An 18,557-nucleotide genomic window follows, 5' to 3' on the forward strand; every position below is an offset into this window, starting at 1 on the left:
GCGCGCGCAGTTCGGTAGCGCCCGCCGAATGGCGTGCGCAGTCCGGTAGCGCCCGCCGAATGGCGTGCGCAGTTCGGTGGCGCCCGCCGAATGGCGTGCGACGCCCGCGCCGAGATGGTATTGCGGCATCGGTACAAGGAAGTCCGATGTCCGGCACAGAAACGGTCGAGCCCGACCTGCAGGCGCTGATCCGCCACATCCAGGAAAGCCGCGGGGTCGATTTCCGCGGCTACAAGAAGTCCAGCCTCCGCCGCCGCATCCAGCGGCGGATGGAGGAGGTCGGCATCGACGGCTTCGCCGCCTACCACGCCTTCCTGGAAGCGCATCCGGATGAATTCCCGGCGCTGCTGAACACCGTGCTGATCAACGTAACCTCCTTCTTCCGCGATCCGGAGGCATGGGAGGCGCTGCGCTCCGATGTGGTGCCCAGGCTGGTGGAGCGCATCGGCGAAACCGGCCAGCTGCGGATCTGGAGCGTTGGCTGCGCCACCGGGGAGGAACCCTACAGCCTGGCGATGGCCTTCGCCGAGGTGCTGGGCCCGGATGCCTGCAACCGCCTGAAGATCTACGCCACCGACCTGGACGAGGACGCGCTGCGCACGGCCCGGCAGGCGACCTACACCCCGCGCGACGTGGAAGGCGTGCCGCCGGACCTGCTGGCGCGCTACTTCGACCGCACCCCGAACCACTACGTGCTGCAGCGCGAGCTGCGGAAATGCGTGATCTTCGGCCGCCACAACGTGGTGCATGATGCGCCGATCATCCGCATCGACCTGCTGGTCTGCCGCAACCTGCTGATCTACCTGGAGACGGATACGCAGAACCAGGTCCTGCCGCGGCTGCACTATGCGCTGGCGGATGACGGGTTGCTGTTCCTCGGCAAGGCGGAAACACAGCTCGCGCGGTCCCGGCTGTTCGAGGCAGTGGATCTGAAGCACCGTATCTTCCGCAAGGTGCCGCAGGGCTGGCGCCGCAGCCATGGCGGCAGCGTCACCTTCGCCGGCCCGCCGGCCACGCTGGGGCCCGGGCGCGCGCCCACCCTGCACCAGCGGCTGCTGGAGGCGCTCGCCGACGGTACCGCCCAGGCCTATCTGGCGGTGGACAATGATGGCGTGCTGGTCTTCGCCAACCCTGCCTCCCGCCGCCTTCTCGAAGTGGGCGAAGGCGATCTTGGGCGGCCTTTCCAGGACCTGGCGATCTCCTACAGGCCGGTGGAGCTGCGGAGCCGCATCGACGAAGCCTCCCGCAGCGGGCGGGCTGTACGGCTCGAACATCTCGAATACCAGCATCCCCCCGCCAGCCCGGTTCGCCTGACCATCGACGTCACGCCGCTGTTCGCGCGGGACGGCCTGCAATTCGCCACCCTGCTCGGCTTCTCCGACACTACCCGCGCCTGGACCCTGCAGCAGGAGCTGGAGGCGGCGCAGGAAAGCCTGGAGACGACCATCGAGGAGCTCCAATCCGCCAATGAGGAGCTGGAGACCACCAACGAGGAACTGCAATCCACCAACGAGGAGCTAGAGACCACCAACGAGGAACTCCAGTCCACCAACGAGGAACTGGAGACGATGAACGAGGAGCTGCGATCCACCAACGACGAGCTTGAGGCGGCGAATGAGGAGCTGCGCCTGCGGCAGGAGGAGACCACCGAGTTCCGCCGCCACATGGACGGCGTGCTCCGCAGCATGGATGCCGGCATCATCGTACTGGACCCGTCGCTGAAGGTGCGGTCCTGGAACCGTTGGAACGAGGCGGTCTGGGGCCTGCGGGCGGAGGAAGTGGTGGACCGGCAGGCGCTGGAGCTGGATATCGGCCTGCCGCTGGAACCGCTGCGGTCCGACATGCAGCGCGTACTGTCCGGCCAGGTGGACCATGCGGAGACGACGATCGCGGCGGTGGACCGGCGCGGCCGTGGCCTGAAATGCCGCGTGCGGATCTCCCCGCTGCTCTACGAGACAGCCGGGCCGCGCGGCGTCGTGCTGATCGTGGAGGACGTGACCGAAGCGCGGCAGGACCAGGATTACGCGCGCTACCTCGGCCGCATCCTCGGCCATTCGCTGAACGAGGTGTACTTCCTCGACCCGGAGACGCTGCGGTTCATCCTGGTCAATCGCGGCGGCGAACAGAAGCTGGGCCAGTCCATCGCGCAGCTTCGTCGCATTCCCTTCACCGACCTGCTGGTGGGCGTGTCCTCCCTCGCCTTTCGCGCGATGCTGGCCCCGCTGCTGGCCGGCGAGGTGCAGGAACTGGTCGTCGAGGCGGTGCTGCATCGGACGGACGAGGCCGGCGGGCCGGCGGAACGCCCGGTGGAGATGTGCCTGCAGTATTTCGGTGACGAGATGCCGCCACTGCTCGTCGCGATCCTGCACGACATCGCGGACCGGCGCCGGCTGACGGGTGAGGCCGACCGGGTAGCGGCGCCGCCGTGAAACCGGCGGCTGCGCTCGCCAGACTCCGTTGACTCCAGCGCAGGAAATGCGCTCCCACTGAACCACTCATCACGGCGTTTGCGCTAGGCTGGCATGGCAGGCGCCTCGGTCGGTGGCTCGTCTTCCGTCTGCCGCAGCATGTCCATCGCATCGCTGATCAACACGGCGGCACGCGCTGCCTCCTCCGCCGCCCGCTGCCAGCGTTGCGAGGCATGGCGCATGCCGCGCGCCTCCGCCTGATGCTGCATCCGCAGGAACAGTTGCTGCCTGTCGTGATGCGTGCGGATCGCAACCGAAAGCGCTTCCTCCAATGCTTCCTGCTGTGTCAGCGCCAGGGTCTCGGCGCCGTAGGCATGGCCGATCTGGCACCGGAAGCGCGGCACCTTCTTGTCCTCGATCTCGTTCAGCACGCCGCCACAGGCGGGGCAGCTCATCCGGCTCGGCTGGCCAATGGTGGTCGTGTTCGGCGGCATGGCGGCGAACTCCTGGCGCGAGATGCGGACCTCGGCGCTCAGCCGCGGTGGCACCGGGGGGGCGGCGCCGGCTGGGCTCTGGGCCAGCCGGTCAAGCAGGGCCGGCAGCTCGATGGCCGGCAGGCAATGGTCGGGGCTGTCGCCGAACAGGGCGTTGCGCGGCATGTCGGGCCATGTGGCATCCGCCGGGTCCTGCACGACGCTGATGCCGCCGCAGGCCTTGATGGCGATGAGCCCCGCGGTGCCGTCATCCAGCAGGCCACTCAGCACCACGCCGATCACGCGCGGCCCGCATGCCACCGCGGCGGAGCGGAACAGTACGTCGATCGCGGGGCGGGAACGATTTTCCTGCGGGCCGCGGCTCAGGGCCATGTGCTGCCCGTCCGGCGCCACCAGCAGATGCCGGTCCGGCGGCGCCACGCTGATGGTGCCGACCCGCAGCGGCGCGCCATGCACCGCCTGCTTCGCCGGCAACGGCCCGGCACGGTCGAGGATATGCGCCATGGCGCTATTCGCATTCGGCGAGATATGCTGCACCACGAGCACCGCCGCGGGCAGGTTCGCGCTCAGGCGGCCGCACAGCGCCACCAGCGTGTCCACACCTCCGGCGGATGCGCCCAGGACGATCACGTTGTGATTTACCATCGATCGCTCCTGCCTTATCGTTTCGACGTGCAGCCAAGTTTCCCACGCAGGCAACTTCGCGGGAGGATGCGCCTTCAGGCCTTCAAATGCCGCTTTGAAACGCAGATGCGGCGGCAAAGTCGCCCAGGCCACACGGCCCGGCAACATGTATAGGGTAGGCATGGCACAGCCGGATGAAGATCTCGGAGAGCGGGCCCGCCTGGCCGGGGAAAGCGAACAGTTGCGCGTGGCGCTGGAGGACGCGCAACAGGAAGCGGCCACCCTGGCCGAGGACTGCGCCCGCCTGGTGGCGGAGCTGGCGGTCCGCACCCGCAGGCTGCGCGAGGTGGAGTCCAGGCTGACAGAGCGGGAAGCTGCAGCCGCCACTGCGCAGGCCAAGCTGCGCCCACAGCCTCACAAGCTGCCGGGCAACGGCGACACGTCCGATACCGCCGAGAGCCTGCGCGTGGCATTGGAGGAACTGCACGTCATCGCGGAGGAGCTGGAGGAGGCGAATACCGCGCTGGCCGACAACAATGCGGAGCTGGAGGAACGGGTCGAGGCGCGCACCGCCGAACTGGCCGCCATCAATGCCCGGCTGCGCGACAGCGAGGAAAGCCTGCGCCTGGCACAGCGCTATGCCGGCGCGGGGACTTGGGACTGGGACATCCGTCGCAACAACATCGTCTGGTCCGCGGAATACTTCGACCTCTATGGCCTGGACCCTGCGGTCATGCGTCCTTCCTACGCCGCCTGGGTCGAATCGGTGGTGCCGGAGGACCGTGCGGCGGCGGAGGCGGCGTTGCGCGACTGCGTCGCGAATTGCGCGCCGGAATTTTCGGTCGAGTATCGCATCCGGCATCCCCGCCACGGGCTGCGCTGGCTTGCCGGCCGCGGCCGGCTGGTCTGCGACGAGCAGGGCAAGCCGCTCCGGCTGATCGGGCTCAACATCGACATCACGGAACGCAAGCAGTCGGAGCTGGCGCTGAAGGATGCCAACCAGGACCTGCGGCGGGAGGTGGAACAGGAAGTCCGCGCCCGCGAGGCCGCCCAGGCCCGCCTGTTCCAGACGATGAAGCTGGAGGCGCTGGGCCAGCTGACCGGCGGCGTGGCGCATGACTTCAACAACCTGCTCTCCGTCATCACCAGCGGCATCGCCCTGCTCCGCACCACGGAGGACCCGGCCCGGCGGGAGAAGCTGGTGGAGGCGATGGGCCAGGCCGCGAAGCGTGGCGCGGAACTGACGCGTCGCCTGCTGAGCTTCGCCCGGCGCCAGACTCTGAAGCCGCAGCCGCTCGACCTGCAGCTGTGGCTTGAGGAGATGCGGGAATTGCTGGCCCGCACGCTGCGCGGCGACATCACCATCGGCATCCACGCCGCACCGGACATCTGGCCCGTGCTGGTGGATGCGGCGGAGCTGGAACTGGCGCTGCTGAACCTTGGCGTGAATGCGCGCGATGCGATGCCGCGCGGCGGCACGCTGCGCCTGATGGCGACGAATGTGACGATCGGCCAGGGCGACGTGGAACTGGCACCGGGCGACTACGTCGAGATTGCGTTGTCCGATACCGGCATCGGCATGACGCCGGACGTTCTGGCGCGGGTCTTCGAGCCTTTCTACACCACCAAGGAGGCCGGCCGCGGCACCGGCCTCGGCCTGGCGCAGGTCTATGGCTTCGTGCGGCAGAGCAACGGCGCGGCGCGCATCCGCAGCGAGACGGGCGGCGGCACCACGGTGACGCTGCTGCTGCCGCGCTCCCTCGGCGTTCCCACCACGCCACAGGCGGCGGAGAATCTACTCCAGCCGACGAGCGGCATGGCACCGCTGCGCCTGCTGCTGGTGGAGGATGATACGGATGTGGGCGACCTGACGGAGGAAGTGCTGCGCCACCTGGGCCACACCGTCAGCCGGGTGGATTCGGCGCAGGCGGCGCTTTCGGTGCTGAAGCAGGGGCTGCAGGTGGATCTGGTGATGACGGATGTGGTGATGCCGGGTGGCCAGGATGGGCTGGACCTCGCGCGCACCCTGCGGTCACAGCGGCCCGAATTGCCGATCGTGCTATGCAGCGGCTTCAGCGGCGCACCCCTGCGCGTGGCCGCAGCCGGCCTGCCGCTGCTGCGGAAGCCCTTCGGGCTGGAGGAACTGCGCGGCGCCCTCTCCGCCGCGATCGAGGGGCACCGGCCGCCGGAGATGCGGGCCTCCTGAACGGATGCCCTCGCCGGCCGGGCCGCCGGAGTCAGAAAGCGGCGCGAAAATCGTCCGGCACGACGAAGTCCCGCGCCGCGCCACGTGCCCGCGCCAGGCCTTGCGGAAAGCCGCTGCGGTCACCGGGCCGGGCGGCGGTGTTGGGCGCGATCCGGCGCAGCGGGCGCGCCTGTTCCCGTCCGTGCCGCGCCTTCAGCGCCTGGTCGGCCAGGATGTCCAGCATCGTCACGCCGGCCACCATCGCCAGCGCCAGCATCACATTGTCCCGCTTCGGATTGCCCGGGCGCAGCGCCGCGATCAGCGTGGCAGCATCCACCGCATCCCCCACCATGCGGCTGCGCAGGCCGACGGACGGGTCCACGGACAAGGCCAGCACGCCCGAGGCAACCTCCCGCGCGCCATAGGCCCGCATCAGGCCTTCCTGGCCGCGCATGCCCAGGGCACGGGTCATCCGCCGTGGCGCCAGCATCTGCGCCACGCCCAGGCCGATGCTGAACCAGCCCAGCGCCCGCGCCAGCCGGTCCGCGGCGCCGAGCGAGCCGGGGCCACGGCGCAGGATGCGCGGGTCGCCCTTCTGGCGGGACATGTTCGCGATCATGCTCATGGCTTCAGCACCACCTTGATGCAGCCGTCCTGCTTGTTGCGGAAGATATTGTACATCTCCGGTCCATCCTGCAGCCCCACGGTGTGGGTGATGACGAAGGACGGATCGATCTGGCCTTCCTCGATGCGGCGCAGCAGGTCCTCCGTCCATCGCTTCACATGCGTCTGGCCGGTACGGATGGTCAGTCCCTTGTTCATCACCAGGCCCATCGGCAGCTTGTCCACCAGTCCGGAATAGACACCGGGGACGGAGAGGATGCCGGCGGGGCGGCAGACATAGATCATCTCCCGCAGCACATGCGGGCGGTCATTCTCCAGCATCACCACCTGCTTGGCGCGGTCCAGCAGCGTGTCCGGCTGGCCGATGCCGACATGACTTTCCATGCCGACGGCATCGATGCATTTATCCGGCCCCTTGCCGCCGGTCAGCTCATTCAGCCGCTCGATCACGCTTTCTTCTTCGAAGTTGATCGTGATGGCGCCGCCGGCGGCGGCCATGCCGAGCCGTTCGGGCAAGCGGTCGATGGCGATGACCTGCTTCGCGCCGAGCAGCACGGCGCTGCGGATCGCCATCTGCCCGACCGGGCCGCAACCCCAGATCGCCACCGTGTCGTCCGGCTTGATGTCGCATTGCACCGCGGCCTGCCAGCCGGTCGGCAGGATGTCGGACAGGAACAGCACCTGTTCGTCCGTCAGCCCGTCCGGCACCTTGATATGCGTCTGGTCGGCATAGGGCACGCGCAGATATTCGGCCTGGCCGCCGGGATAGCCGCCGGTCAGGCCGCTATAGCCGAACAGGCCGGCGCCGGCATGGCCGAAGACCTTGTCCGCCATCTCCTTGTTGCGGTTGGTGGTCTCGCAGACCGACCAGTTGCCGCGCCTGCACTGCTCGCAGGTTCCGCAGGTGATGGTGAAGGGCACCACGATGCGGTCGCCCTTTTTCAGGCTGCCCTTCGCGGCGGAACCGACCTCCACCACCTCGCCCATCGTCTCATGGCCCATGATGTCGCCGGGCTTCATGGCGGGGATCAGGTTGTGGAACAGGTGCAGGTCCGATCCGCAGATCGCGCAGCTCGTCACCTTGATGATGGCGTCGCGCGGATCCTCGATGGTGGGATCGCTGACCGTGTCGCAGCGAATGTCTTCCTTGCCGTGCCAGACCAGCGCCCGCATCCGCGTCACCCCTTCAAGATGTGGCTTGAATGCGGGATGGGGTTGCGGGTTCGGCACCGCCGCGGTCACGCTGCCGCGCTTTCGGCCACGCAATCACACGGGTGCGTCACACGGGCGCATCACACGGGCGCATCGCTGGGCGGACGGCGGGAGGGGGCGGTGATGAGCCGCGCGCCGCGCTGGAAGGTCAGGTAGCTCCACAGCCATTCGAAGGAGACGACGACGCGGCTGCGGAAGCCGACCAGGAAATAGACATGCGCGATGCCCCAGAACCACCAGCCGATCAGGCCGGTGAGCCTGAAGCGCCCCAGCGCCACCACGGCGGAGCGCCGGCCGATCGTCGCCAGCTCCCCCTGGTGGCGGTAGCGGAAGGCGCCGGGTGCCGTACGGCCCGCGGCGCGCGCGGCCAGCAGGCGGCCGACATGGCGGCCCATCTGCTTGGCGGCCGGCGCGGTGCCCGGCACCGGCTTGCCCTCCGCATCCTTGGCCTGCACCAGGTCGCCCACGGCGAAGACCTCCGGCAGGCCTGGCAGGGACAAATCCGGCCCGACCTCAAGCCGCCCTGCCCGGCCCGGCTGCACGCCCAGCCACTGCGCGGCCGGGGAGGCGACGACTCCCGCGGCCCAGACCACGGTGCTGGCGGGGAAGCGATCCTCGCCGCAGGTGACGCCGGCCTCGTCGCAGAGCGTGACCTTGCGGCCGGTCAGCACCTGAACGCCCTTGGCTTCCAGCGACCGCCGCGCGGTCTCGCCCAGATCCTCGGGGAAGGTGGACAGCACGCGCTCGCCGGCTTCCAGCAGGATGATGCGCGCCATCTCCGGCCTGATGCGGCGGAATTCGCGGGACATCGCATCGCGCGCCAGCTCCGCCATGGCGCCGGCCAGCTCCACACCGGTGGGGCCGGCGCCGATGACGATGAAGGTCAGCAGGCGCTGGCGCTCGGTGGCGTCCATGGTCAGCTCGGCCTGCTCGAAGGCCACCAGCAGGCGGCGGCGCAGCGCGGTGGCGTCGTCCAGCGTCTTCAGGCCGGGTGCCACGCCCGCCCATTCGTCATGGCCGAAATAGGAATGGGTGGCGCCGGTGGCGACCACCAGCGCGTCATAGGGCAGGCGCAGGCCGTCCTGCGTCCGCACCTGGCGGGCGGCGGTGTCGATGCCCGAGACCTCCGCCATCAGCACCGTCACATTGGGCTGGCGACGGAAGATGGCGCGGATCGGCCAGGCGATGTCGCCGGGCGACAGCGCCGCGGTCGCAACCTGGTACAGCAGCGGCTGGAACAGGTGGTGGTTGTGGCGGTCGACCAGCGTGACCTCCACCGGCGCATGGCGCAGTGCGCGTGCCGCCTCCATCCCGCCGAAGCCGGCGCCGAGGATCACCACGCGGAAGGGCGCCGCCGCCATGGCTAGTCGCGCGCCCTTTCGTCACGCACCCGGTCGGCAGCATCGCGGATCGCCTGCACCACCGCCTCCGGCGCCGCATGGTGGATCATGTGGCCGGCGCCGGGCACCAGGCGCAGCTCGCTGCCCGGAATGTCCCGGTGCAGGCGGGCGGATTGCCGGCCGACATCGGCGATCTGGTCATCCGCACCGGCCAGGATCAGCACCGGCATCCGCACCTCCCCATGCCGGTTCCGCGTGGCTGCCGCACCCGGGATCATCAGCGCGGTATCGGCGGCGGCGGCGCGCAGCTGGGATGGGCGCAGCGCCAGGCCGGTGGGGAAGCCTTCGGCGAAATGCGCCGGCACCGGGCCCGGGGAGAAGATGCGGCGGAACAGCAGCGGCGTGATCGCCCACGCGATCAGTGGGGAGATGGTGTAGCGCATCACATCGCCGAGGATCGGGATGGCGGGGCCGGAGAAGGCAGGCACGTCCATCCTCAGCGTCGGCGTGAAGTAGCCCGACATCAGCACCAGCGCCGCCACCTGGTCCGGCCGCTGCAACGCCATCTCCAGCGCCACCAGCGTACCCCAGCTATGCCCGGCCACCACCGAGCGCTGGATGCCCATGCGCCGCAGCGCATGGCGCAGCAGCCTGGCCTGCGCGGCGGCGGTCCAGATGTGGCGGCGCGGCCGGTCGCTGTAGCCGAAGCCGGGGCGGTCGAAGGCGATCACGTGATGGTGGCGCGCCAACTCGTCCAGGATACCGCTGAGCGCGAAATCCTCCGCCATCGCGCCATTGCCGTGCAGCAGCACGACGGTCGGCCCGGCCTGCGCCGCGCCCCGTTCCAGGAAGTGCAGCCGCACGCCATCCACGGTCAGGAAGCGGCCGCGTGGCGGGTGGCGTGCCTCGTTGCGGCGCGCGACGAGGTCGTTGGCCAGCACGGCGCCGCCAAGGGCCACCGCCGCGCCGGCAATCCAGTTTGCTGCTTTCATGCGGCGCCAACGTGCTGCGCCGCAGCAGGTTGCCGCGCTACAGCGCCGGCAGCGGGGTCTCGAACAGCCGCACGAACAGGCGGGTGCGCGCCACCAGGCAGCCGATCTCGATATGCTCGGCGAAACTGTGTGGCCCGCCGCCGATCACGCCGAGGCCATCCAGCGTCGGCACGCCCAGCGCGCCGGTGAAATTGCCGTCCGAGCCGCCGCCGGCGATGCGTTCTCCCGCCACCGGAAAGTCGCCATCCGCCGCCAGCGCCTTCGCATGGTCGTACAGCGCCTGGATGGCCGGCGACTTGCCGAAGGGCGGGCGGGACAGGCCGGGCACCACCTCCAGCGTCACATCCGGGTCATGCGGCCGCAACGCGAAGAGCGCATTGTGCAATTCGCGCGCCTCCGCCGCCGTGGGCACCAGCGCGTAGCAGATCGCGCGGCATTCGGCGGGCACCATGTTCTCATGCGTGCCGCCGGAGATGGTGCCGATATTGACGTAGAAGTTGCGCGGGTAGTCGGTCAGCGCCTCGATCGCCAGCACCTGCCGCGCCATCTCCCGGATCGCGCTGCGGCCCTCGGCATGGGTGGCGCCGGCATGGGCGGGGCGGCCGATGGTGCGCAGATGGTAGCGCGCGATGCCGTGGCGGCCGACGGTGAGCCGCCCGCCCTCTCCCGAGGGTTCCGGCACCAGCACCGCGGCATGGCGCCGCGCCTCCGCCTCGATGGCGGGGCGGGAGGAGGGGCTGCCCGCCTCCTCGTCCGGGATCATCATGAAGCTGACCGGCAGCAGCGGGCGGCGGCCCTGTGCGTGCAGATGCTCCAGCGCGGCCAGCGCCATGGCATTGCCGCCCTTCATGTCATAGATGCCGGGGCCATAGGCGCGGCTGCCCTCCACCCGGAACGGCAGCTTCCCGGCCAGGGTGCCGACCGGATGCACGGTGTCGATATGGCCGAGCAGCAGCAGGCCGGGGCCGGGCTGTTCACCTTCGACTCGGCCGATCAGGATGTCGGCGAAGCCGTCCCGGCCGGGAATGCGCTCGATCCGCGCGCCGATCGCCCGCAGCTTCGCCTCCACATGGTCCGCCATGCGGTTCACCGCGGCGACATCCTGCGTCGGGCTTTCGATCTCGACCCAGCCCTGCAACGCCGCCAGCAGGCCCTCCGCCGTCAACTCCCGCATCGCCTGCCGTCCCTCGCTTTGTTGCGCCGGCAGGAAACCACCCGTCCGGCAGGGGTGGAACCCTCGCCCGGCCGAAAAGCGCCGTTGCACCCTGTCCCGGCCTCGGGCATACCCGCCGCTCCCGTGGACCGCGCGGGAGAGAGTGGCGAGGGGCCTTTTCGGGTTCCGAAACCGCCGCCGAAGGCGCAACCGGCCCCCGGAAACGCTCAGGCAGAAGGGCCGCGCGGGCAGGAGCCGAAGGGCTCGGCGGGACTCTGGAAAGCTCGCGCTCCGAACGGGGCGCGGCACCGACGGAGTAAGGCAGCGCCGGGAGGCGGGCCGAATCTCTCAGGTCACCGGACAGAGGGGGGTCACGGAACACCCGACGCCATTTCGGCGATGGGAAGCCTTTGGGGGCACCGTGGCCGATACCGATTTGCTCGAGACACCACTCGCATCGCTGCATCGGGAGCTGGGCGGGCGCATGGTGCCCTTCGCCGGCTATGCCATGCCGGTGCAATACCCGGCCGGCATCATGGCGGAACACCTGCATACGCGCGCCAGCGCCGGGCTGTTCGACGTCTCCCATATGGGCCAGGCCGAACTCATCGGCGAAGGCGCCGCCGCGGCGCTGGAAAAGCTGACGCCAGCGGATGTGCAGATCCTCAAGCCCGGCCGGCAGCGCTACGGCGTGCTGATGACCGAGACGGGCGGCATCCTCGACGACTTCATGGTCGCCAATCGCGGCGACCGGCTGTTCCTGGTGCTCAACGCCTCCCGCAAGCATCTCGACATCCCGGCCATCGAGGCGGTGCTGCCGGCGGGCGTCACGCTGCGGCCGCTGCCGGACCGCGCGCTGGTGGCGCTGCAGGGGCCGGGCGCCGTCCCCGCCCTGGCCACCCTGGCGCCGGGCATCGCCGCCATGAAGTTCATGGACTTTTCCGAATTCGAGATCGCCGGCGTGCCCTGCCTGGTCAGCCGCAGCGGCTATACCGGCGAGGATGGCGTGGAGATTTCCATCCCGGCCGAGCAGGCGGAGGCGGTGGCCAAGGCCCTGCTGGCGCTGCCGGGCGTGATGCCGGCTGGCCTCGGCGCGCGGGATTCACTGCGGCTGGAGGCCGGCCTCTGCCTCTACGGCAACGACCTCGACGAGACGACCAGCCCGGTGGAAGCCAATCTGGTCTGGACCATGGGCAAGCGCCGCCGCACGGCCTGGGATTTCCGCGGCGCCGAGCGCTGCCGCGACGAGTTGGACAATGGCGCGAAGCGTTTGCGCGTCGGCATCCAGCCGGAAGGGCGCCAGCCGGCCCGCGGCCACACGCCGGTGCAGGTTTCCGGCGAGGTGGTCGGCGAAATCACCTCCGGCGGCTTCGGCCCCTCCGTCAACGCGCCCGTGGCCATGGGTTATGTCGCGCGCGGCGCGGCGGCCGATGGCACGGCCCTCGAACTGATGGTGCGCGGCAAGGCGCTGCCCGCCCGCATCTGCCCCCTGCCCTTCGCTCCCCACCGCTACGCTCGCTGAAAAGGTTCCCGGACAATGGCCGAACTGCGCTTCACCAAAGACCATGAGTGGATCCGGCTGGATGGCGACGTCGCCACCATCGGCATCACCGACCACGCCCAGAACGCGCTGGGCGACGTGGTCTTCGTCGACCTGCCGGAGCCGGGCCGCGAGGTCACGGAAGGCGAGGCCTGCGCCGTGGTCGAGAGCGTGAAGGCGGCGTCGGACGTCTATGCCCCGGTCGCCGGCAAGGTGGTGGAGACCAACGCCGCGCTGGTCGAAAACCCGGCGCTGATCAACAGCGCGCCGACCGGCGAGGGCTGGTTCTTCAAGATCGGCGGCGTCGAGGCCGCGACGGTCGATGCGCTGATGGATGAGGCCGCCTACGCCGCCTTCGTGGACAGCCTCGCATGAACGCCATTGCCCAGCTGAGCGCGCTTGAGGACAAGGGCGAGTTCGCCCGTCGCCATATCGGCCCTTCGGAGGCGGAGGTTGCCGCCATGCTGAAGGTGGTCGGCGCCGAGAGCCTGGAGGCGCTGGCCGCCCGCACCGTGCCCGCCGATATCCGCAGCAACGCGCCCCTGCCCCTGCCGCCGGCAGCGACCGAGGCCGAGGCGATCGCGGAGTTGCGCGCGCTGGCAGGGAAGAACCGCGCCGACATCAAGTCGCTGATCGGCATCGGCTACCACGGCACGCTGACGCCGCCCGTCATCCTGCGCAACGTGCTGGAGAATCCGGGCTGGTACACCGCCTACACGCCATACCAGGCGGAACTCGCCCAGGGCCGGCTTGAGGCGCTGCTGAATTTCCAGACCATGGTGACGGACCTCGCCGGCCTGCCCGTGGCGAATGCGTCCCTGCTCGATGAGGCGACGGCGGCGGCGGAAGCCATGGCGCTGGCGCATGCCGCGACGCGCGGCAAGTCGGACGCCATCGTCATCGCCTCGGACGTGCACCCGCAGACCCGCGCCGTGGTCGCCGGCCGCGCGGAGCCGCTGGGCTTCCGGGTGCTGATCGCGAAGCCCTCCGAGATCGTCGCGACCGTGACCGCGGAAAAGCCTTTCGCGCTGCTGCTGCAGTATCCGGGCACGACCGGCGAAGTGCGCGACCTGACGAAGGAGATCGCCTCGGTGCACGGCGCCGGCGGCCTCGCCATCGTCGCCGCCGATCCGCTGTCGCTGGTGCTGCTGAAGCCGCCGGGGGAGATGGGCGCGGACGTCGTCGTCGGCTCCACCCAGCGTTTCGGCGTGCCGATGGGCTATGGCGGGCCGCATGCCGGCTACATGGCGGTGAAGGATGCCCACAAGCGGCTGATGCCGGGGCGCCTGGTTGGCGTCTCGCTGGATGCCGCGGGCCAGCCCGCCATGCGCCTGGCGCTGCAGACGCGCGAACAGCATATCCGGCGCGAGAAGGCGACGAGCAATATCTGCACCGCGCAGGTGCTGCTGGCCGTGATGGCCAGCATGTACGCCGTGTGGCACGGGCCGGAGGGGCTGACCCGCATCGCCCAGCGCGTCGCCTTGCAGGCACGTCTGCTGGCCGGTGCCGCCAGGCGCGCCGGCTTCGCCCTGCGCCATCGCGACATCTTCGACACCATCTGCATCGAGGCCGGCAGCAAGGCGGAGGCGCTGATCGCCGGCGCCCTGAAGCGCGGCTTCAACCTGGCGCGTCACGAAGGCGGCGGCGTCGGCATCGCGCTCGATGAGACGGTGACCCGTGCGGATCTTCTGGCGCTGCTGGATGCGATCGCGGAGGCCGCCGGCCAGGCGGCGCCGCAGCTCGACGGCATCGACCCGGAAGGCGGCATCCCCGCCTCCCTCACCCGCGCCAGCACCTTCCTGACGGCGGAGGTCTTCCGCAGCCATCACGCCGAACACGCGATGCTGCGCTACCTGAAGAAGCTGGAGGACAAGGACGTCGCGCTGAACCGCAGCATGATCCCGCTGGGGTCCTGCACGATGAAGCTGAACGCGACGGCCGAGATGATCCCCGTGACCTTCCCGGGTTTCGGCAACATCCACCCCTTCGCCCCGGTGGACCAGGCGACCGGCTATATCGAGATGATCCGGCGCCTGGAAGGCTGGCTCTGCGCGGTTACCGGCTTCGCCGCCGTGTCGTTGCAGCCGAATGCGGGCAGCGCCGGCGAATATGCCGGGCTGCTGGCGATCCGTGGCTGGCATCGCGCGCGCGGCGACCTTGCGCGCGATATCTGCCTGATCCCCTCCTCCGCCCACGGCACCAACCCGGCCTCCGCCGTGATGGCCGGCATGAAGGTGGTGGTGGTGGGCTGCGACCGCGACGGCAACGTGGATCTGGACGATCTGCGCGCCAAGGCGGACCAGTATGCGGATCGCCTCGCCGCGCTGATGGTCACCTACCCGTCCACGCATGGCGTGTTCGAGGAAGCCATCCGCGAAATCTGCGCCCTGATCCATGCGAAGGGCGGCCAGGTCTATATGGACGGCGCCAACATGAACGCGCAGGTCGGGCTCACCAGCCCGGCCGCGATCGGCGCCGATGTGTGCCACCTGAACCTGCACAAGACCTTCTGCATCCCGCATGGCGGCGGCGGGCCGGGTGTCGGCCCGATCGGCGTCGCGGCGCATCTGGCGCCCTATCTGCCGGCGCATCCGATGCTGGCGGAAGCCGGCCCGCAGGCGACCAGCCACGGGCCGGTGGCGGCAGCCCCCTTCGGCAGCGCCTCCATCCTGCCGATCTCTTACGCCTATATCCGCATGATGGGGCCGGAGGGGCTGAAGCGCGCGACGGAGGTGGCGATCCTCAACGCCAACTACATGGCGGTGAAGCTGTCCGAACATTTCCCGGTGCTGTATCGCGGCCGCCAGGGCATGGTGGCCCATGAATGCATCCTGGATTGCCGCGGCTTCCAGCAGAATGGCGGCGCCTCGGTCGAGGACATCGCCAAGCGCCTGCAGGATTACGGCTTCCACGCGCCCACCATGTCCTGGCCGGTGACCGGCACGCTGATGGTGGAGCCCACCGAATCCGAGACGATGGGTGAGTTGGATCGCTTCATCGCGGCCATGGTCTCGATCCGCGGCGAAATCCGCGCCATCGAGCAGGGCCGCATGGACCGCGCCGACAACCCGCTGAAGAACGCGCCCCACACGGCGGCGGAGGTGATGGCCAGCGACTGGTCGCACCCCTACACCCGCGAACAGGCCGCCTTCCCGCTGCCCTATGTGGCGCGCCAGAAGTACTGGCCGCCGGTGAAGCGGGTGGACAATGTGCATGGCGACCGCAACCTGGTCTGCACCTGCGCGCCGCTGGAAGCCTACGCCCAGGCGGCGGAGTAGATGCGGCCGGCATCTTCCGCCGGCCGAGCGGCCGGATGGCCGCCGCGGCTTACGCCGCGTAGCCAAGGGCCGCGGATGCGGCCCGCCCGTCACGCCACAGGCGTGCCTACGGCACGATTGAGGGTCGCATAGATGCAGGACCTTTTCGCCAAGGGTGAGGCTGTCGGCGCGCTGTTGAAGGCGCGCCGCGAAACCGTGGCCGTGGCGGAATCCTCGGCCGGCGGGCTGGTCTCGGCCAGCCTGCTCGCGGTGCCCGGGGCGAGCGCCTATTTCCTGGGCGGCGCGGTGGTCTACACCGCCACCGCGCGGGAACAGCTTCTGGGGATCACCGCCGCCGACATGGCGGGGATGCGCTCCTCCTCCGAACCCTATGCCATGCTGCTGGCGCGCACCCTGCGGGCGCGCTTCGGCACGACATGGGGCATCGCGGAGACCGGCGCCTCCGGCCCCACCGGCAATCGCTATGGCGATGCGGCGGGGCATAGCTGCCTGGCCGTCTCCGGCCCACTGGAGCGCGTGGTGACGCTCGAAACCGGGCATGGCGACCGCGCCGCCAATATGCAGGAATTCAGCCTGGCGCTGCTCGGTCTGTTCGAAAAGACACTTGCCGAGGCATAGGCGCGACGGCGTCCTGCATCGTAGGATATTCCCCAGCCGGGCGAGGTTCCGGGCGAGGGGAAATGTCATGGTGAAATGGGGTGCCGCGCTCGTCGCGGCCTGTATCGCTGGTGCCGCCCAGGCGCAGCCGATCACGCTGGAGCGCTTCGGCTCCTTCCATGTCGGCGGACGCCAGGTCGAGCTGTCCGACCGCCCGGTGCGGGAATACCTGCCGACCGTGGGCAGCGCGCCGCTGCGCATCGACCCGAACGGCGTCCACATGGTGGGCCAGATGTATGCCCGCTTCATGGTGCCCGCGCCGCAGCGCGGCACCGCCCCGCTGATGCTGTGGCACGGCGCCTACCTCACCGGCGTCACCTGGGAGACCACGCCGGATGGCCGCCCGGGCTGGGACGAGTTCTTCCTGCGCCGCGGCTGGGCCACCTATGTGACGGATGCGGTGGAGCGCGGCCGCAGCGGCGCCGCCATGGTGCCCGACATCTACGCCCCGCCGCTGCACCTGCCGGCGCAGAACCCGTGGGAGCGGTTCCGGATCGGCACGGGCGCCGGGTCCTACGCCACGCGTCAGGTGCTGCCGGGCAACCAGTTCCCCACGGCGCCGGAGCATTACGAAGCCTTTATGCGCCAGGTGGTGGCCCGCTACCTCGGCACCGATTCCGACGTGATCGCGGCCTATATCGCGCTGCTGGAGCGGGTCGGCCCTTCCGTGGTCATCGCGCATAGCCAGGGCGGCGCCTTCGCCTGGCAGGTGGCGCAGCGCCGGCCGGATCTGTTCCGCGCCCTGGTGCTGATCGAGCCCGCCGGCACCGGCGCGGTGGCGGAGGCCGCGAAGCTGAAGGATGTGCCGCAATTGCTGGTCTATGGCGACTATGTCGACCAGGACCCGCGCTGGTCCGTCATCCGCCGCAACGCCCGCGCCTTCGCCGCGGCGATCCAGGCGGCCGGCGGCACGGTGGAGGATGTGGACCTGCCAAGCCGCGGCATCCCGGGCAACAGCCACATGTTGATGATGGACCGCAACAGCGACCAGGTCGCGGCGCTGGTGCAGGATTGGCTGGCGGCGAAGGGGCTCTGGCGGTAGCGCTGCCCCCCCCCTCAGGCCGGGATCGGCACGCGCCCGGCCAAGGGGTCCAGCAGGCTCTCGATCTGCGCCGACTCGGCCCATTCCAGCCCCACCGTCACCACCGTGACGCGGGACCGGAACTGGGCCGGGATGCGGACGAAGTCCTTCTTGGTGGTGACAAGCTGGGCGCGGGCGGCATCCGCCTGCGCCAGCAATTCCTGGATCTCGTCGGCATCGTATTGGTAGTGGTCGCCGAAGGCTTCCCGCCCCGCCAGCACGGCGCCGGCTTCCTGCAGGGTGGCGAAGAACTTGCGCGGGTTGGCGATGCCGCAGAAGGCATAGACCGGCTGGCCGCGCAGCATCGCCGCCTCCGGCCCCGGCACCAGCCGGGCGCGCAGCACGCGCAGGCCAGGGGGCAGCAGGTCCAACGCGCCGGTTTCATCCTCGCCGATCAGCACGGCGGCCTGGCAGCGTGAGGCGGCGGCGGCCACCGGTTCGCGCAGCGGGCCGGCCGGGATGACTCGGTTATTGCCGAAGCCGAAGCTGCCATCGATCACCAGCAGCGACAGATCCTTGATCAGGCCCGGATTCTGCAGCCCGTCATCCATGACGATGGCGCGCGCATTGCCCGCCACGGCGGCCTGCGCGCCGGCTGCGCGGTCGGCGCAGACCCAGGTAGGGCGCACCTCGGCCAGCAGCAGCGCCTCGTCGCCCACCATGGTGCTGTCATGCGTGGCGGGATCGACCCGCACCGGCCCCTTCAGCGTGCCGCCATAGCCGCGCAGCAGGAAATGCGCCGCGACGCCACGGTCTGCCAGGCGCCGGCCGAGATCCATGGCGACAGTGGTCTTGCCGGCACCGCCGGCGGTGGCGTTGCCGCAGCAGATCACCGGCACCGGCGCCTGCCAGCCCGGCCGCGTCATGCGGCGCGCGGTGGCCTGCGCATAGAGCGCGGAAAAGGGGGCCAGCAGCAGCGGCATCACGCCACCACTGCCCGCCCAGAAGGCGGGTGCTCGCATCAGGCCT

14 protein-coding genes and 2 riboswitches are annotated in these 18,557 nt (G+C 70.1%); of the genes, 7 read left to right on the forward strand and 7 right to left on the reverse strand.

What is annotated here, in order from left to right:
- Window positions 1-146 precede the first annotated feature (146 nt).
- A complete protein-coding gene (locus HB662_RS05815; RefSeq protein WP_168048165.1) occupies window positions 147-2,429 on the forward strand; it encodes a CheR family methyltransferase in 2,283 nt (760 codons plus the stop codon).
- An 83-nt stretch (window positions 2,430-2,512) separates the two neighbouring features.
- Here the strand turns inward: HB662_RS05815 and HB662_RS05820 are convergent, their stop codons facing one another.
- Window positions 2,513-3,547, reverse strand: a complete 1,035-nt coding sequence (locus tag HB662_RS05820; protein ID WP_168048167.1) for a chemotaxis protein CheB — start codon at window positions 3,545-3,547, stop codon at window positions 2,513-2,515.
- Window positions 3,548-3,707: 160 nt separating this feature from the next.
- Here HB662_RS05820 and HB662_RS05825 point away from each other — a divergent pair, with 160 nt between their 5' ends.
- Window positions 3,708-5,732 carry an ATP-binding protein gene (locus tag HB662_RS05825; RefSeq protein WP_168048169.1) on the forward strand — a complete coding sequence of 675 codons (2,025 nt, stop codon included), beginning with the start codon at window positions 3,708-3,710 and terminating at the stop codon, window positions 5,730-5,732.
- A 31-nt stretch (window positions 5,733-5,763) separates the two neighbouring features.
- On the opposite strand, the gene HB662_RS05830 is transcribed toward HB662_RS05825, so the two are convergent.
- From HB662_RS05830 to HB662_RS05850, 5 genes are all read right to left on the reverse strand, one after another.
- Entirely contained in the window at window positions 5,764-6,336 is a 573-nt protein-coding gene (locus HB662_RS05830) for a hypothetical protein (RefSeq protein ID WP_168048171.1), read from the reverse strand.
- Complete coding sequence (locus tag HB662_RS05835; protein WP_168048173.1) at window positions 6,333-7,508, reverse strand: zinc-dependent alcohol dehydrogenase; 1,176 nt, start codon at window positions 7,506-7,508, stop codon at window positions 6,333-6,335. Before HB662_RS05835 ends, HB662_RS05830 begins: the two co-directional genes overlap by 4 nt.
- Window positions 7,509-7,627: 119 nt before the next feature.
- On the reverse strand, window positions 7,628-8,908 hold the full coding sequence (locus HB662_RS05840; RefSeq protein ID WP_168048175.1) for an NAD(P)/FAD-dependent oxidoreductase: 1,281 nt from the start codon (window positions 8,906-8,908) through the stop codon (window positions 7,628-7,630).
- A gap of 2 nt (window positions 8,909-8,910) precedes the next feature.
- Window positions 8,911-9,879, reverse strand: a complete 969-nt coding sequence (locus HB662_RS05845; protein WP_209443132.1) for an alpha/beta fold hydrolase — start codon at window positions 9,877-9,879, stop codon at window positions 8,911-8,913.
- Window positions 9,880-9,916: 37 nt separating this feature from the next.
- Window positions 9,917-11,053, reverse strand: coding sequence for a M20 family metallopeptidase (locus HB662_RS05850; protein ID WP_168048177.1), 1,137 nt, complete (start codon window positions 11,051-11,053; stop codon window positions 9,917-9,919).
- 123 nt (window positions 11,054-11,176) lie between these two features.
- A riboswitch (glycine riboswitch) is annotated at window positions 11,177-11,285 on the forward strand.
- Window positions 11,286-11,297: 12 nt separating this feature from the next.
- A riboswitch (glycine riboswitch) is annotated at window positions 11,298-11,406 on the forward strand.
- A gap of 47 nt (window positions 11,407-11,453) precedes the next feature.
- Between HB662_RS05850 and gcvT the strand changes: the two genes are divergently transcribed.
- The 5 genes from gcvT (at window position 11,454) to HB662_RS05875 (ending at window position 17,549) form a co-directional block, all read left to right on the forward strand.
- Window positions 11,454-12,554, forward strand: coding sequence for a glycine cleavage system aminomethyltransferase GcvT (gcvT, locus tag HB662_RS05855; RefSeq protein ID WP_168048179.1), 1,101 nt, complete (start codon window positions 11,454-11,456; stop codon window positions 12,552-12,554).
- A gap of 15 nt (window positions 12,555-12,569) precedes the next feature.
- The gene (gene gcvH / locus HB662_RS05860; RefSeq protein ID WP_168048181.1) at window positions 12,570-12,947 is read left to right on the forward strand and encodes a glycine cleavage system protein GcvH; all 378 of its coding nucleotides are present in this window, start codon (window positions 12,570-12,572) and stop codon (window positions 12,945-12,947) included.
- Entirely contained in the window at window positions 12,944-15,850 is a 2,907-nt protein-coding gene (gene gcvP / locus HB662_RS05865; protein ID WP_168048183.1) for an aminomethyl-transferring glycine dehydrogenase, read from the forward strand. The genes gcvH and gcvP overlap by 4 nt, the downstream gene beginning before the upstream one ends.
- Window positions 15,851-15,982: 132 nt before the next feature.
- On the forward strand, window positions 15,983-16,468 hold the full coding sequence (locus tag HB662_RS05870; RefSeq protein WP_168048185.1) for a CinA family protein: 486 nt from the start codon (window positions 15,983-15,985) through the stop codon (window positions 16,466-16,468).
- A gap of 67 nt (window positions 16,469-16,535) precedes the next feature.
- Window positions 16,536-17,549, forward strand: a complete 1,014-nt coding sequence (locus tag HB662_RS05875; RefSeq protein WP_168048187.1) for an alpha/beta fold hydrolase — start codon at window positions 16,536-16,538, stop codon at window positions 17,547-17,549.
- 14 nt (window positions 17,550-17,563) lie between these two features.
- Here HB662_RS05875 and lpxK read toward each other — a convergent pair whose 3' ends face one another.
- Entirely contained in the window at window positions 17,564-18,550 is a 987-nt protein-coding gene (gene lpxK, locus HB662_RS05880; protein WP_168048189.1) for a tetraacyldisaccharide 4'-kinase, read from the reverse strand.
- Window positions 18,551-18,557 lie beyond the last annotated feature (7 nt).

The organism is Falsiroseomonas frigidaquae (genome assembly GCF_012163145.1).
In the GTDB taxonomy this organism is placed as follows: Bacteria; Pseudomonadota; Alphaproteobacteria; order Acetobacterales; family Acetobacteraceae; genus Falsiroseomonas; species Falsiroseomonas frigidaquae.

What these genes read in the sequence shown, in the direction of transcription:
- HB662_RS05815 (WP_168048165.1), top strand. Translation starts at nt 147, where the DNA reads ATGTCCGGCACAGAAACGGTCGAGCCCGACCTGCAGGCGCTGATCCGC.
- HB662_RS05820 (WP_168048167.1), bottom strand. Translation starts at nt 3,547, where the DNA reads ATGGTAAATCACAACGTGATCGTCCTGGGCGCATCCGCCGGAGGTGTG.
- HB662_RS05825 (WP_168048169.1), top strand. Translation starts at nt 3,708, where the DNA reads ATGGCACAGCCGGATGAAGATCTCGGAGAGCGGGCCCGCCTGGCCGGG.
- HB662_RS05830 (WP_168048171.1), bottom strand. Translation starts at nt 6,336, where the DNA reads ATGAGCATGATCGCGAACATGTCCCGCCAGAAGGGCGACCCGCGCATC.
- HB662_RS05835 (WP_168048173.1), bottom strand. Translation starts at nt 7,508, where the DNA reads ATGCGGGCGCTGGTCTGGCACGGCAAGGAAGACATTCGCTGCGACACG.
- HB662_RS05840 (WP_168048175.1), bottom strand. Translation starts at nt 8,908, where the DNA reads ATGGCGGCGGCGCCCTTCCGCGTGGTGATCCTCGGCGCCGGCTTCGGC.
- HB662_RS05845 (WP_209443132.1), bottom strand. Translation starts at nt 9,879, where the DNA reads ATGAAAGCAGCAAACTGGATTGCCGGCGCGGCGGTGGCCCTTGGCGGC.
- HB662_RS05850 (WP_168048177.1), bottom strand. Translation starts at nt 11,053, where the DNA reads ATGCGGGAGTTGACGGCGGAGGGCCTGCTGGCGGCGTTGCAGGGCTGG.
- gcvH (WP_168048181.1), top strand. Translation starts at nt 12,570, where the DNA reads ATGGCCGAACTGCGCTTCACCAAAGACCATGAGTGGATCCGGCTGGAT.
- gcvP (WP_168048183.1), top strand. Translation starts at nt 12,944, where the DNA reads ATGAACGCCATTGCCCAGCTGAGCGCGCTTGAGGACAAGGGCGAGTTC.
- HB662_RS05870 (WP_168048185.1), top strand. Translation starts at nt 15,983, where the DNA reads ATGCAGGACCTTTTCGCCAAGGGTGAGGCTGTCGGCGCGCTGTTGAAG.
- HB662_RS05875 (WP_168048187.1), top strand. Translation starts at nt 16,536, where the DNA reads ATGGTGAAATGGGGTGCCGCGCTCGTCGCGGCCTGTATCGCTGGTGCC.
- lpxK (WP_168048189.1), bottom strand. Translation starts at nt 18,550, where the DNA reads ATGCGAGCACCCGCCTTCTGGGCGGGCAGTGGTGGCGTGATGCCGCTG.